Origin of the sequence: Criblamydia sequanensis CRIB-18, assembly GCF_000750955.1 — a bacterium.
Taxonomy (GTDB): domain Bacteria; phylum Chlamydiota; class Chlamydiia; order Chlamydiales; family Criblamydiaceae; genus Criblamydia; species Criblamydia sequanensis.
On sequence record NZ_CCEJ010000004.1, the window covers coordinates 211884 to 225089 of the forward strand.

Annotated in this window: 12 protein-coding genes; 6 read left to right on the plus strand and 6 right to left on the minus strand. The window is 39.1% G+C overall.

Translation table 11 applies throughout. From position 1 onward, the window contains the following. Nucleotides 1–3 precede the first annotated feature (3 nt). Nucleotides 4–2361 carry a helicase HerA domain-containing protein gene (locus CSEC_RS05710; RefSeq protein WP_041017557.1) on the minus strand — a complete coding sequence of 786 codons (2358 nt, stop codon included), beginning with the start codon at nt 2359–2361 and terminating at the stop codon, nt 4–6. A 306-nt stretch (nt 2362–2667) separates the two neighbouring features. On the opposite strand from CSEC_RS05710, the gene CSEC_RS05715 reads away from it, so the two are divergent. Further along, nucleotides 2668–3108, plus strand: a complete 441-nt coding sequence (locus CSEC_RS05715; protein ID WP_041017463.1) for a hypothetical protein — start codon at nt 2668–2670, stop codon at nt 3106–3108. Between the two features lie 36 nt (nt 3109–3144). Here CSEC_RS05715 and CSEC_RS05720 read toward each other — a convergent pair whose 3' ends face one another. Then, nucleotides 3145–3543: a YchJ family protein gene (locus tag CSEC_RS05720; RefSeq protein WP_041017464.1), complete on the minus strand. Its 399-nt coding sequence runs from the start codon at nt 3541–3543 to the stop codon at nt 3145–3147. A 132-nt stretch (nt 3544–3675) separates the two neighbouring features. Here CSEC_RS05720 and aceB point away from each other — a divergent pair, with 132 nt between their 5' ends. From aceB to CSEC_RS05735, 3 genes are read left to right on the plus strand one after another with little or no spacing between them, the layout of a single operon-like run. Further along, on the plus strand, nt 3676–5280 hold the full coding sequence (gene aceB, locus CSEC_RS05725) for a malate synthase A (protein WP_053331820.1): 1605 nt from the start codon (nt 3676–3678) through the stop codon (nt 5278–5280). Nucleotides 5281–5300: 20 nt separating this feature from the next. Continuing rightward, nucleotides 5301–6614 carry an isocitrate lyase gene (gene aceA / locus CSEC_RS05730; protein ID WP_041017465.1) on the plus strand — a complete coding sequence of 438 codons (1314 nt, stop codon included), beginning with the start codon at nt 5301–5303 and terminating at the stop codon, nt 6612–6614. 9 nt (nt 6615–6623) lie between these two features. Next, complete coding sequence (locus CSEC_RS05735) at nt 6624–7202, plus strand: hypothetical protein (RefSeq protein ID WP_041017466.1); 579 nt, start codon at nt 6624–6626, stop codon at nt 7200–7202. A gap of 4 nt (nt 7203–7206) precedes the next feature. Here the strand turns inward: CSEC_RS05735 and CSEC_RS05740 are convergent, their stop codons facing one another. Further along, the gene (locus CSEC_RS05740) at nt 7207–7470 is read right to left on the minus strand and encodes a hypothetical protein (RefSeq protein ID WP_041017467.1); all 264 of its coding nucleotides are present in this window, start codon (nt 7468–7470) and stop codon (nt 7207–7209) included. Nucleotides 7471–7538: 68 nt separating this feature from the next. Beyond that, nucleotides 7539–9035: a hypothetical protein gene (locus CSEC_RS05745; RefSeq protein ID WP_041017468.1), complete on the minus strand. Its 1497-nt coding sequence runs from the start codon at nt 9033–9035 to the stop codon at nt 7539–7541. A gap of 195 nt (nt 9036–9230) precedes the next feature. On the opposite strand from CSEC_RS05745, the gene CSEC_RS05750 reads away from it, so the two are divergent. Both CSEC_RS05750 and CSEC_RS05755 read left to right on the plus strand, forming a co-directional pair. Next, on the plus strand, nt 9231–10346 hold the full coding sequence (locus CSEC_RS05750) for a 3-deoxy-7-phosphoheptulonate synthase (RefSeq protein WP_053331821.1): 1116 nt from the start codon (nt 9231–9233) through the stop codon (nt 10344–10346). A gap of 22 nt (nt 10347–10368) precedes the next feature. Further along, a complete protein-coding gene (locus CSEC_RS05755) occupies nt 10369–10797 on the plus strand; it encodes a hypothetical protein (protein ID WP_154017637.1) in 429 nt (142 codons plus the stop codon). 48 nt (nt 10798–10845) lie between these two features. On the opposite strand, the gene CSEC_RS05760 is transcribed toward CSEC_RS05755, so the two are convergent. Then, nucleotides 10846–11268 carry an ATP synthase subunit C gene (locus tag CSEC_RS05760; protein ID WP_041017470.1) on the minus strand — a complete coding sequence of 141 codons (423 nt, stop codon included), beginning with the start codon at nt 11266–11268 and terminating at the stop codon, nt 10846–10848. A 20-nt stretch (nt 11269–11288) separates the two neighbouring features. Beyond that, entirely contained in the window at nt 11289–13205 is a 1917-nt protein-coding gene (locus CSEC_RS05765; RefSeq protein WP_041017471.1) for a V-type ATP synthase subunit I domain-containing protein, read from the minus strand. Between the last annotated feature and the right edge of the window lies 1 nt (nt 13206).

The following is a 13206-nucleotide window of genomic DNA, read 5'->3' on the forward strand; positions in this document are numbered from 1 at the left end:
TTTCTATGAAAAGATAGGCCACCAAAGTAAAATTACTTTTTCAATATTTATATCGCTCTTTCTTGGCTTGATTTCTATTTTTTCGATAAGGTCATCATTATAATTAAAAGAGACCCCGGCAATTTGGCTCTCTAAATCAGACTGAAGGTTTTGGAGCTCTTCTTTATAGCTGCTGCTTTCACCCTCTGCTTGTTCCACGTCCTGATTTTGTTTTTGCATACGCCGCGCTTTTTGTATGGAAGAGCCGGCTCCTGTGATAGTCCCTTTAGTAACGCTTTTTTTCCCGAATATAGAACCTAATATCGTAGTCCCGATAGAAACATAAGTTTCAGCTTTTTTTAAGCTTGCTTCTTCTTTTTCTTTAGCTACTTTGGCATCGGCCTTCTGAATCTTTGATTCCAGTTGTGTGATCTTTTTATTGAATTGGGCTTTTAGGTTTTCAATCATCTCATCTCTTTTTTCACGGCAAGCATGGGCGACCCTAGCTTTAAACTCCTCTTCAGATTCCCCTTGTTTGGCCGTTAATTTTAAAGAAGGCGCTTTTAGAAGAGGCACATTGTAATTTTGATAAAGCCAGGAGCTAAAGGTCTTTTCAAGAAACTTATAAGTTTTTTCTTGCATCAAGTTCGCATTCAAGGTTTCAAAAAAGCTATTATCAATCGGCTTATTACCCATCCTTTCTCTAAGTTCTTTATATTCGCTTCCCTCCCCCCAAAGGGCATCTGTTCCATCTTTAGTAAGAGTTGTAACAATTGAGATATCTTTCCAATAATCAATTCCATTTTTGGCATCGACAAAATGAAGTTTAGCAAAACCTGCTACGAGAGGTTTATAGGTGACATGATTGCCTGTTTGGTCAGATCGGAAGAAAAACTCTTGAATTTGCGAGGAAAGAAGCGGCTTTGTCACAGACCCTGTTTTCTTTGTATCTAGGGGGTCTAAGGCAGGCTCTTTTCCTTCTTCATTTTTTTGAATTTTTGACTTCATAAGCTTAGCAATTTCGGTTAGAGAAAGGGGGCCTCTTAAATAACAAAGTGTGAACCTTGTCTTAAATACGACTGGGGCCTCATGATAGATGCTTCTAACAAGAAACGTTCTATTCGGAATTGAAGATAAGAGGGTGTCAATCGACTTTGTGTCTCTTCCTAAATTATCAGAAGCGGTTTTCAATCCTTCCAAAACCCTAAGTTTATCCCTTTCTGTTTGCATTTTGCCAATAAACCACGTCCCTGCATTCGAAAGGCCCTTGTAATCGAGGTCCACCGGGTTTTGCGTAGCTAAGATACACCCCACCCCAAAGGCTCTTGCCTGTTTTAGCAATGTCAGCATAGGAATTTTAGAGGGGGGATTAGCAATCGGTGGAAAAAAGCCAAAAATTTCATCCATGTAAAGAATAGCTCTAAGACTTGTTGTCCCGCTTTGCTTTCTTGTCCAGGCAATAACTTCATTTAAAAGCAACGTGACAAAAAACATCCTTTCTTTGTCGCCAAGGTGGTTAATTGAAAAAATAGAAAATTTTGGCTTGCCTTCTTTGGTATAAAGCATTTTGGCAATATCGATAGGCTCACCTTGCATCCAGGAGGTAAAACTTGGGCTAGCCAAAAGCGCATTAAGTTTTAAGGAAAGCTCAAGACGCTCTTTGGGAGGGAAAAAAGTATTTAAATCAAAGACACCCACTTTTTCAAAAGGGGGCTTTTCAACGAACTGGATAAGAGAAGGCAAGTCGAGATTTTTGCCGCTTTTCCAAATGTAATCGATAATTGTAGAAATAAGAATGTGCTCTTTGCTAGTCAGGGCATCCTCTGTAATTCCAATTAAACTTAATAGCCCGGTAGTTAAGGATGAGACCTTATCTCTAATAGCGCCGCTATCTTGGAAAAGCTCTTTGCTTGGAACTTCAAAAGAACTTAAAATTGAAACACTTACCCCGCTTGTACTTCCGGGCGTATAAATAGTAATATCGATGCTTTCTTTAAATTTTTTTATGCGAGCTAATGGCTCATCAGATTCTTCCAAGCCTTTTTTCCAAGTCTTGCTAATATCTTCTGCAAGCTTTTCGGGCGTTTCCCCTTTTCTTTTGGCAGCTTCACTATCGACCCAGGGCAAGAATTCGTCGGGTTTAAGATCTGGAAAAGAAAGCATTAGATTCCCCATATCCCCTTTCGGATCTATGATAATGGCTGGAATTCCATCAAGGGCTGCTTCTTCAAGTAAAATAATACCAAGACCGGTCTTTCCGCTTCCTGTCATCCCAACGCATACCGCGTGAGTTGTAAAATCTTTCGATTCTAATAGGAAAGGAGCTTCCGACTCTATTTCCTTTCCTAAATAGAAAAGGCCGAGTTTCTCGTAATCTTCCATTAAAGAACTCACTTTATCTAATTTTTTTAAACTTAGAACTATAAGAATGCTTTCTAAGCTTTTTTCCCTGGAATCATATAATAAAAAAAGTAAGGGACGGTCTATAAAAAAGCAAGCTTTGGCCAAGAAACGGTTTTTTTCGTAAGGAATAGGGGTCTTTCTTTTTATCTTATTGATAATTAGTAAATTATTTCGTTTTAACCGACTTGTAAACGATAAAACCAAAATTTTTTTTCAAAAAATATTTTTTCAATTTATAGAAATGTTAAAGTAAAAATTGAAAGGTAGTAAATATTTGGAGGCTCCATGAAAAAGGTTTTATCCTTCCATCATTTTTTATTAAGCGCAGCTATTTTTACATTTACAGCTCTAAATGCTGCAGATGCGCCCGTTAATGTAAACGTCAACCCCTCTTCCGGATCAAGCACAAGTTCTTCTGAAGGCTATCAGACCCCGGCTTTTAATAACGACGGTTTTGAGAACCCAACAGTTATTTACGATCAAAACGGGACTGGAGGAGTTTATTATCAAGGCGGAACGCCTGTTTATGGACCTGGGTATCGTGGTGGAAATTGGAACCATCCGGGCAACTGGAATCACGATGGCAACTGGAATCATCATAATAATTGGAACCATCATAACAATCAGCATCACCAGCATCACAATCAGCATCACCAGCAACATCACCAAGGGCATCATGGGGGCCACCACGGTGGCGGACACCACGGGGGCGGACACCGCCGTTAGATTATTTGACACCCCTAACCGCTAGGGGTGTCTCTCTTACTCAGTTAATAATTCCCCTTTCCTATAAAGCCATTTCCCATTCACTTTTTCAAACGTGCTTTTTTCGAAAAGGCAGTACTTTTCCCCTTCTTGTTCAAGATAAGCTTTGAATGTGACTATTCCATTTAACCCTTCTTCTTGATTATCAATGATTTTTAAATCATTAAATCGAGTTTTCCGGCAGAATCCGTCAATTTCAGATTTCCATTTTTCCTTATTACTTTTGTAACTTGGGTTTTTGGGGTGGGTGGTTGCGATGATATAATTCGATAGCCCCTTAGCGTAAGCTGCATATCGAGATCTCATAAGGCTAAGAGAATCAGGAAGGATTAAGCCCGAATGATGAGGTTCGCAGCACTCACTATATTTTTTTCCGCTATGACAAAAACAATCCATTTTAAAATTAAACCTTGAATCGATCCGTTAAAGTTTGTTAATTCATATAAAGGGCTTAAAGAGTTTCACTAAGCTTAAATCTTGAAATAGCTTGAGCTTTTTTCTATTCAATAAATTAAGTTATGGTGCTGCATGTCTGCCAATAAGATTCAAACAGAAATCACTAAAAGCGATTTGCCAAATGGCCCTGCCATCTTAACAAAAGAAGCGATTAATTTTTTAACAAATCTTCACTCGAATTTTCAGTCAAAAAGACTCGCTCTTTTGGAGATGCGTTCAAAAAGACAAAGAGAGCTCGATTTAGGCTATGACCCAGACTTTTTGACTACCACTCAGTGGATTAGAAATGATCCTAATTGGAAAGTAGCTCCTTGTCCAAAAGAAGTGCTTAAAAGACATGTTGAAATAACCGGTCCAACCGATAAAAAAATGGTGATTAATGCGTTGAATTCCGGGGCTGATGTTTTTATGGCAGATTTTGAAGATGCCAATTCACCGACTTTTGAGAACATGGTAGAGGGTCAAGCGAACCTTAAAGAGGCTGTAGCCAAAAGACTCAAATTTACCTCTCCTGAAGGCAAAGTTTATCAACTCAATGAAACGACGGCTCACCTTTTCGTTCGGCCACGCGGCTGGCACTTAAATGAGAAACACTTTCTTGTTGGAAATGAAGAAATTTCAGCTTCGCTTTTTGACTTTGGATTATTCGCTTTTCATAATGGACAGGTTAAAGTCAATCAAGGGTCCAATATTTATCTTTATCTGCCGAAAATGGAAAACCATTTAGAAGCAAGGCTTTGGAATGAGGTTTTTAATTACACTGAAGAAGCCTTAAAATTACCAAAAGGGTCTATCAAAGTAACTGTTCTTATTGAAACGATACTAGCCGCTTTTGAAATGGAGGAAATCCTTTTTGAGCTTAAAGAGCGCTGTCTTGGGTTGAATGCCGGAAGGTGGGATTACATTTTTTCAGCTATAAAAAAGTTTAGCACAAGAGAAGATTTTGTTTTCCCGGACCGAAAAGAAATCACAATGGCAGTTCCTTTTATGAAAGCATATGCCGAAACTCTCGTCCGGGTTTGTCATAAAAGAGAGGCCCACGCGATGGGAGGGATGGCGGCTTTTGTACCCAGTCGAAAGGACCCTGAAATTAATAAAAAAGCCCTTCTTAAAGTTGAGGAAGATAAGTTAAGAGAAGTAAGCCAAGGCTTTGATGGCACGTGGGTTGCGCACCCCGATCTTGTTCCCGTCGCAAAAAAAGTTTTCGAGGCAGGTTTAGCTTCCAAGCCTCACCAAAAAGATAAAAAACTGGAAGAGAATGAAATAGAAGCCAGTAAACTGCTCGATTTTGAAATTCCAAATAGCTCCATTACAGAAGAGGGTTTAAGACAAAATATTTCCGTTTCTCTTGAATATCTAACCTATTGGCTTCTTGGAGTCGGAGCTGTTGCCATCCATAACCTTATGGAAGATGCCGCAACTGCAGAAATTGCAAGAGCTCAAGTCTGGCAATGGCTAAGAAGAAGCCAAGCCGTTTTAAAAGAGGGTCCTAAAATTACTTTGGATTTTGTAAAGAAAATTCTAGCCGAAGAAAAGAAAGTTTTAGAAAAGCGTTTTAACGATAATGAAGCGCATAAAAAAGCTTTAAATCAAGCCTCTATTTGCTTGAAGGAGCTCTTTGAAAATGAGCCCTTCACCGATTTTTTAACCTCGTACTGCTACAAATACCTTAATTAACAAAATCTCATGAGAAAGCTATGCACGCCTTCATAAATAAAGACGCTGAAGAAATGGAAAAAAAGTGGCTCAAGGATCCAAGGTGGAAAGGCATCAAAAGAACCTATAAAGCAATGGATGTTGTAAGGCTTCGCGGCTCCCGTCAAATTGACCATACTCTTGCAAGGCTTGGCGCTGAAAAATTATATCGATTACTCAAAGATGAAACTTTCATTCGCTCACTTGGAGCAGAAACCGGTAGCCAAGCGGTTCAGCAAGTTCAGGCAGGCTTAAAAGCCATTTATGTGTCAGGCTGGCAAGTTGCGGGCGATATGAACGAAAGCTTGGAAACTTACCCTGACCAGTCGCTTTACCCTGTCTTAAGTGTTCCAAAATTGATTAGAAGAATTTATAAAGCCCTTAAAAGACAAGATGAAATAGAATTTGCGAATGGAAAATTAAAAAGGGATTGGTATGTACCCATTGTGGCTGATGCGGAAGCAGGTTTTGGAGGGCCGATCAACACCTATGAGCTTATAAAAGCTATGATCGAGGAAGGAGCTGCCGCAGTTCACCTTGAAGATCAATTATCCTCTTTGAAAAAATGCGGTCATATGGGCGGGAAAGTACTTGTACCGGTAAGCGAATTTATCACCAAATTGATCACAGCAAGATTTGCAAGCGACATCATGGGAGTTCCTATTATTATTATCGCTAGAACCGATTCTTTTACAGCCAATATGGTGAGATCCGATTCCGACGCGATAGATGCCAAATACTTAACCGGAAAACGATCCCCCGAAGGCTATTACTACTATGAGCCTTCTATGGAACAAACCGTTGAAAGGGGCATTAGTTTCGCTCCTTATAGCGACATGATTTGGTGTGAAACTTCAATGCCGGATCTTGGTGAAGCGCGGGAATTTGCGGCCGGGATTCATGAGAAATTTCCTGGCAAATGGCTTGCTTACAACTGCTCTCCGTCCTTTAATTGGAAAATGCATTTAGATGAGAAAAAAATGAGAACCTTTCAGGAAAAACTAGCTGAAATGGGATACAAATTCCAATTTGTGACACTCGCAGGTTTCCATGCGATCAACGCCAGTATGTTTGAGCTTGCCAATGCCTATCAGAAAGAGGGTATGAGGGCGTATTCACGCCTTCAAGAAAAAGAATTTGAACTTGAAAAATTGGGGTATTCCGCCATCAAGCATCAGCAATTTGTTGGAACCGGTTATTTTGATGAAATTATGACAGCGATCCATGGGGATAACATCAGCACAAAAGCGCTTAAGAATTCAACTGAAGAGCATCAGTTTCACGCTAAAAAAGAAAAGAAGAAAACAAAAAAATAAAGCCCTTAAATGAACTCATTTTCTCCAAACTATGATTTGATTTCTCTAAGAATCATGGACCCCCCTTTGGATGTTTGTTCTTGTTCCAACGATCCAAAGCCTAGAGTCATAGTTTTTAGCAGGCCCTTAAATAATTGGGCGCATCTTCCAATAGCAGGCAGCTTTATTGGCTTATATCGCGTTCTAGCCGGCATTGCGGATCTTGCAGCGGGTCTATTTAAATTATCCTTAGCAAGAGGAATGCTAGGTTTAAAAAATATTACTTTTGGGGCGATTCAAATTATTCCAACAGCTCTTGCCATAGGGTTATTGATAGGAACTCTTTCGGTTCTTGGGATCGCTTCATCACTTTTCCTGGCAAGCTTGGCCCATCTTGTCTCCCTTGTTGCTTTAAATATTCTTTTACTTCCGTTAATTCAAAGGTTGACTATCAATACCGATAAAATGGCCTCTTCGGCTGAAGTATCTGTTTTTTATGATAATGAGTGCGCTATAAAGGGATCTAAAGAATACTTGAGCGCCAATGAGGATCATTGGCTAGAAGAGCTTGATACCCGGGGTATCAAGCTCCATAAAATTTTTGTTTAAGCCGCTATTTTGAGACCGCTTCAGAAGAAGCGGGAGGAAGAAGATATGGCTTCCAGCTCTCACGCTCCATCCAATGCAATTTGCTTTCCCACACTTGTCCTGTGCGTGTATCTAAAAGATAATGACGAATATCGTGCATCTTATCCACTACCACTGTTGTTAATTGATACCTTCCGATTTCTTTGGTGTCTAAATTCGGCGGGAGATCATCTGCCATCAAAAAAGTGAAACTTAAACAAGATGCTGCAAGTAAAAAAAATTTTAACATTAAAAAACCTTTTTAGCTATTACACAAGAAGGATATTAACCTTTAAGCCAAAATATTAACAAGGCTTTTCAAGCCCACCTAGACTCTTTGAGAATGCGTATGGCTTCTGGGTCTTCAAGAATTAAATTTGGCTTTTTTAAAAAATGAGGTTTACTGTTTTTTTTATTGTTTTCATCGAACTTGGAATCTGTAAAGAATGACGGGCTTTTATCTTGATTCTGCCATAAATCACGCGCCGGTATTTTTAATAAGCCTGCATGGCTATTAATAAAAAATTTAAGGTCTTTTAAGAAGAATAAGAAATAGGCCGTAATTTTTGCATCGCTAGAATAAAGGGGCATCGATTTTTGCAATCGATTTATCTTTGAGATCATTTCATAGAGGATAAGACGAGAAGTTTCCACTGTTTCATCCTCGCCTTTATAAGCAATCGATTTCACTTCTGAAAAATTAACAATCAGTTCTCTCACTCTCTCAAGCTCCTTAACTAGACCTTTAATGTCTTCTATTTGGCTATAAGTTAAAAGCCATCCTTCAAGTATCGGCTTTGATGGAATTCCCCAGGCATAAGAAGAGGCATAAAAAAGAGCTAAGTCAAGGAATGAACCCGGTTTTGGAATATCATGAGAGAGAGATATCATCCCTTTTAAAAACTGCTTATCTTTTTTTTGTTGGAACTCATCGAACCCATTAAAAGCCAAATTCGGCCAAAGTCCGCTGCCTTGATTTATTCCGCCAGAATTAATAATTGGGATTAAGGGTACTCCAAGAGATTCTCTTGATTTGGATAACTCATCCCAAAACGAGTGAGCAAGGTGATGGTCTTCCCATGGCAAACCTTCTCTTTCTGAAAAAACAACTATAACATTTGAGGGCAAGTCTAAACAAAAATCTTTAACAGCTTTTACGCCAAGCGATCCCTCTTTAAGATAAAAAAATATTTCTCTTTTGTCCCCTACCTTTTCTAAAAGAAAGGAAACTTCTTTTAATAAAAGCTCGCTTTGTAAAAATTCCCTTACTTCAGAAGGAGCCAGAAAGGGGTTTAAGCTTCCGGCTTCCCAAAATAAAGCCGTCTCATCCGGAAGGTTAAATTGAATCTCCTCCTTTGTTTGGCAGCTTTCAAGAGAAACATTAAGAATAAGTTTAATGGAATAGCGCTTTAGAATTTTAATAAAGGGCTCGAAATCAAAAGAATTTTTGCTATCTGTTGCTTGCTTGCTAATTCCAAGTAATAGCGCGTTGAATCCAAGGGCGGATAAATCCTCCATACGATCCTCTGTTTCTTTAAGATCAAGACACCACTTTGGGATTTCAATGGAAGTGCCTTCATTTAAAAAAAAACGCTCCCCTTCTCTCATCATCCAAAGAATTCGAAAAGAGCACACGGCTTGAAATCGAGATAAAAAATCATTTTTCCTTCCGCTATTTTTAGCAAGTTTTAGACACCTTTTCGCGAAAAGAAAAGCTTCTTCCGAAACTTCCTTTATAATCAGGTTTTCACCTTCTCCTTTAAAAAGAAATGAAGGTTTTGTTGCGTTATTTAAGAAACAAGAAGCTGTCATCATGTACGTTTTTCTCTAAAATTCTAGTTAACTTGGAAGCCCTTGGAATTTTTTTAAATTACCAAAAGTTTTACTTGAGTTGATCAGTTCTTAAGAAGATACTGAAAAAAGCGCATGGGTTCAAGATTTAGAACCTCTTTTAAGAAATTTTTTAAGACTCTCGACTTTTTACTAAACCAAAAAAATCTTGACTGACTTATGACAATAGATAAGACTTATTTTTCAGAAGAGGATTATCTTCCTTCTCCTCAATCCATTAAAGAAGAAATCCCTCTCTCGGCTGAATGCAAAGAATCTATCAATGCCCATAGAAAAGAGATTGAAGCTATTTTAAGTGGAAAAAGCAATTCTCTTTTACTCATTGTAGGTCCCTGTTCTATTCATGATGAATCCTCAGTCCTTGAGTTTGCAAAACGTCTAAAAAAATTAAAAAATGAAGTTTCTGACGTCTTTAAAATTGCAATGCGTGTCTATTTTGAAAAACCAAGGTCGCTTTTAGGTTGGAAAGGTCTTCTTTATGACCCCGGACTTGATGGCTCTCATGACATTGCAACAGGTCTTCGAAAAACAAGATCCCTTTTAAAAAAAATTGCAGAATTGGATATCCCGATTGCAGCCGAGTTTTTAAATGGGGTGACAGCTTCCTATTTAAGCGATTTTGTCTCCTGGGGATGCATAGGAGCCAGGACTTCCGAATCTCAGGTTCATCGGGAACTTGCATCTTCTTTGCCCATGCCGATAGCTTTTAAAAATAGCACAGATGGCAATATGCAAATTGCGGTTAATGGAGCTCAAGTAGCAAGGGCGCCGCATACCTTTATCTCTATTTCAGAAACAGGCCGGGTCGTTCGTAAAAAATCCTCGGGAAATCCTTTTTCCCATATTGTTTTAAGAGGAAGCACGACTCTTGGCGCGAATTATTTCCCGGAATCGGTTGAAAAAGCCTTAAATCTATTAAAAGAGGCTGACTTAAATGAAAGCCTCCTTATCGATTGCTCTCATGGGAATTCGAGCAAACAACATCTCGGTCAAATCACAGTTTTCCAGTCTGCTTTAAGCCAAGTGAAGCAAGGCAGAATAGAAATTAAAGGACTTATCCTTGAAAGTCATCTTCATGAGGGGCGTCAAGATTTGCCCGATTCTTTAAATGAGTTGAAATATGGCGTTTCTTTAACGGACCCTTGTTTGGATTATGAATCTGCTGAAACGCTTATCAACCAAGGCTATCGCTTTCTTAAAGGAGATAAGCCTGAATTTACTTCATGGAACGATTGTGAAACCTCATATCAAGAGCCAAATCTCATATATAATTAAAGCTTTTCAACTCTTAAGTCTAATGACTGTATTTTCTTGCACAAGATCCCCTTTTCAAGTGCATCTTGAATATATTAGCAAAGAGCAGCTTGCAAGCTATCATGTCGGAACGCCTGATCCAAGGCTTGTATTGATGCCTGTCGGACAAAGAGTAGTCATTCAGTGGCGTCTTGAAGAACCTATTTTTGATCTGGGAACATGGAAAATTGCGCTTTATTTTAGATATAAAAATCAAACAGAAGGTTTTTCTGAAATCTTTTTAATTAAATCTCGCGGCCAACATATCTTTGAGCTTGCCGATGAGCAATATTTTTCAACCTGCGGAATTCTGGCATGGAAAGCTGAGTTGATCAAAGATGACGAGGTTATGCTCGTTAAACAGCATCTTTTGTGGACACGACTAATTGAGTTTGAAGACCCGAAAGTGGCTGACGAATTTAAGTTCGATTAGGACCTAAGACTACCCGTGATTAATTTAGCTAATCACGGGTAACCATTTTTAGATGATAAGAAGCGCGAACACAAGCGCAAAAAGCGCAAAAGATTCAATAATACCAATCGCTGCAAAGCATTTTCCAAATACGGCAGGTTGTTTTGCAGAGGCTTGGATGCCGGTGGCACAAGCCATTCCTTGATAAATAGCTGATACCATGATAGCAGCTCCCGAACCTAAGCCAATGGCAATGGCAGATAAAGGCGAAAGAGTTCCATCTTGAATTGCCCGGCTCATTAAAAGCATAAGGATAAATCCATAGATAACCTGAGAAGATGGGGCTGCAGCCATACCGATAAACTTACCATGTCCTTCCTCAACTCGGCTCATGACAGCATGAGAAGCCATGCCGGCAATACCGCAACCGATGCTGCTTCCGATGGCAGCAAGTCCTAAGGCCAATGCAGGCCCTGCCATATCAAAATTCATTTTTGTAGCTCCTAATTCATTTATTCAACTTTTATATTTTCTAATGGACGGAACGGTTTTCCGCCTCCGTAAAAGGAATAGTGGTACCATTCCAAGAAATTAAGACGAAGCCCGTGAATAACCCCGCCCATTATAGCCAAAGCAATGTTGATCACATGCCCGAGCAAAATAATGAAAATTCCGGCTATAAAAAATACCGATCCGGCAAGTTCATTGACTGTAGAGCTGACTATTCCTCCGGCAAGCCCAAGGGCATAAAGACGAAGATAAGAAAGAATATCAGCAAAAATTTGTACGAGGGTCATTATCTCAAGCATTCCCATCAACTTATTTTGAATTAAGCTTAAAAAGACGGCAATAGCCGTGCCGCTACCAAGCAAAATAAGACCATTTGTAGCTAAGCTGCCCCGATCAAAACCGGCAAGGTAATTAAGCATAGAGGGCGTCTTCAAATATTCAGGGAAATAAAGATACCCGCCGATAATTGCTAAAATCCAACCAAACCAGGCCCAATTTCTATCAATATAGCGGGTCATCGACAAAATAATGTGGATAATACCGATTAAAAGAGCCAATTCCGCCAAAATGCCATTGGCTGTTTTGTCAAATAGCGGATGGGAGATAACCCCTCTTAAATCTTCACTTTTAGTGGCTTCAATAATCTTTCTCGGGTCTTTCAAGTTAGCCGTTTGAGGATGGGTTTTTACCCATTCTTGATACGTTTCATCTTTCGTTTCCCATTGAAAAGCTATTTTCTTTTCTGTGAGCTTTGTGATTAAGGAAACTTTTCTAATCGGGCTCTCAAGCGAAATGGGTATTCCAAAGAAAGAGGTTGTCATAAGTCCCCAGACAATGCAGGCTCCGGCAAGGATGAAACTCAATTTCATAAGGCGTTTTGGCAAATCCCTTGTCGGTTTATAGCGATATTGAACGTAGAGGCTTGCGCACAAAAGTATAAGTCCATAGCCGCCATCTCCGACAATAAAAGCAAAAAACATGGCAAAGAAAAGTAAAACCCAAGCAGAAGGGTCTCGATCGATAGGAGAGGGAGTATCATAAATATGAACTAAATCCTCTCCAATTTTATTTAAGCCTCGATTCTCTAAATAAGTCGGTATAACGTCATTTGCTTCAATGGCGACTTCTTCATAATGAATATTTAGCTTATCGGCGATGGATTGAAGTTCTTTTACTTTATTTTTAGGAACCCATCCCGTGACCGCGAAAAGGAGGCCATTTAACTCATCTTGAGAAATTGATTCGGCAGACTTAAGGTGGAACGAATTTAATTTATAGGTTAAATCATGATGAAGAAGGGTGTTATATTTAGAATAACTTTTTAATTTTTCCTCAAGAGAAACTAATTCTTTTTCAACTTCATGTTTTCTTTCTAAAAGCTCATCCACAGGCCTATCGATTTTCATCTCGATCATATTATCAAAGGTTCTTTTTTCCTTTGAGATAGAGATAAAATAATTAAGTCCCATATCTGTGCCGATATAAATGACGTCTTCCGGCAGATCCTCCCGACCTATTTTTTTTGAGGAAAAGAATTGGATGTGGCGGCGCCCTTTTTTTTCTATAAACTCAATATCTTTAAGGGAAAACTTTCCAAAAGGGGCTACACGCGCAATTTCCAAACGAAGGGTTCTAAACTCTTCTTCTTTTTTTTCTTTTTCATGCTTAAGGTTAAGGATAGCAGAGACAATAGAGTCAGCTTTTGAATCGTCCGTAAGCTCTTCTTGCTCGGCAACAGGAAGCCCGCGTAAAACCTTAATGGCTTGAAGGATGCGCTGTATGTTTTCGGGAAAGTCCTTCCCTCTTTTCTTTGACGCATCAATAAAATCGATAATGCCAAGGTCTTGAGCCTTTTCAAAAAAGGTTTTCTTGAGATCGATTGGACCTATAAATAAAAACTTTTTAACATCTATTCGCATA

Excerpts from the sequence above, each read along its gene's own strand:
- CSEC_RS05710 (WP_041017557.1), bottom strand. The coding sequence starts at position 2,361 with ATGGAAGATTACGAGAAACTCGGCCTTTTCTATTTAGGAAAGGAAATA.
- CSEC_RS05750 (WP_053331821.1), top strand. The coding sequence starts at position 9,231 with ATGACAATAGATAAGACTTATTTTTCAGAAGAGGATTATCTTCCTTCT.
- CSEC_RS05740 (WP_041017467.1), bottom strand. The coding sequence starts at position 7,470 with ATGTTAAAATTTTTTTTACTTGCAGCATCTTGTTTAAGTTTCACTTTT.
- CSEC_RS05755 (WP_154017637.1), top strand. The coding sequence starts at position 10,369 with ATGACTGTATTTTCTTGCACAAGATCCCCTTTTCAAGTGCATCTTGAA.
- aceA (WP_041017465.1), top strand. The coding sequence starts at position 5,301 with ATGCACGCCTTCATAAATAAAGACGCTGAAGAAATGGAAAAAAAGTGG.
- CSEC_RS05765 (WP_041017471.1), bottom strand. The coding sequence starts at position 13,205 with ATGCGAATAGATGTTAAAAAGTTTTTATTTATAGGTCCAATCGATCTC.
- CSEC_RS05760 (WP_041017470.1), bottom strand. The coding sequence starts at position 11,268 with ATGAATTTTGATATGGCAGGGCCTGCATTGGCCTTAGGACTTGCTGCC.
- CSEC_RS05720 (WP_041017464.1), bottom strand. The coding sequence starts at position 3,543 with ATGGATTGTTTTTGTCATAGCGGAAAAAAATATAGTGAGTGCTGCGAA.
- CSEC_RS05715 (WP_041017463.1), top strand. The coding sequence starts at position 2,668 with ATGAAAAAGGTTTTATCCTTCCATCATTTTTTATTAAGCGCAGCTATT.
- aceB (WP_053331820.1), top strand. The coding sequence starts at position 3,676 with ATGTCTGCCAATAAGATTCAAACAGAAATCACTAAAAGCGATTTGCCA.
- CSEC_RS05735 (WP_041017466.1), top strand. The coding sequence starts at position 6,624 with ATGAACTCATTTTCTCCAAACTATGATTTGATTTCTCTAAGAATCATG.
- CSEC_RS05745 (WP_041017468.1), bottom strand. The coding sequence starts at position 9,035 with ATGATGACAGCTTCTTGTTTCTTAAATAACGCAACAAAACCTTCATTT.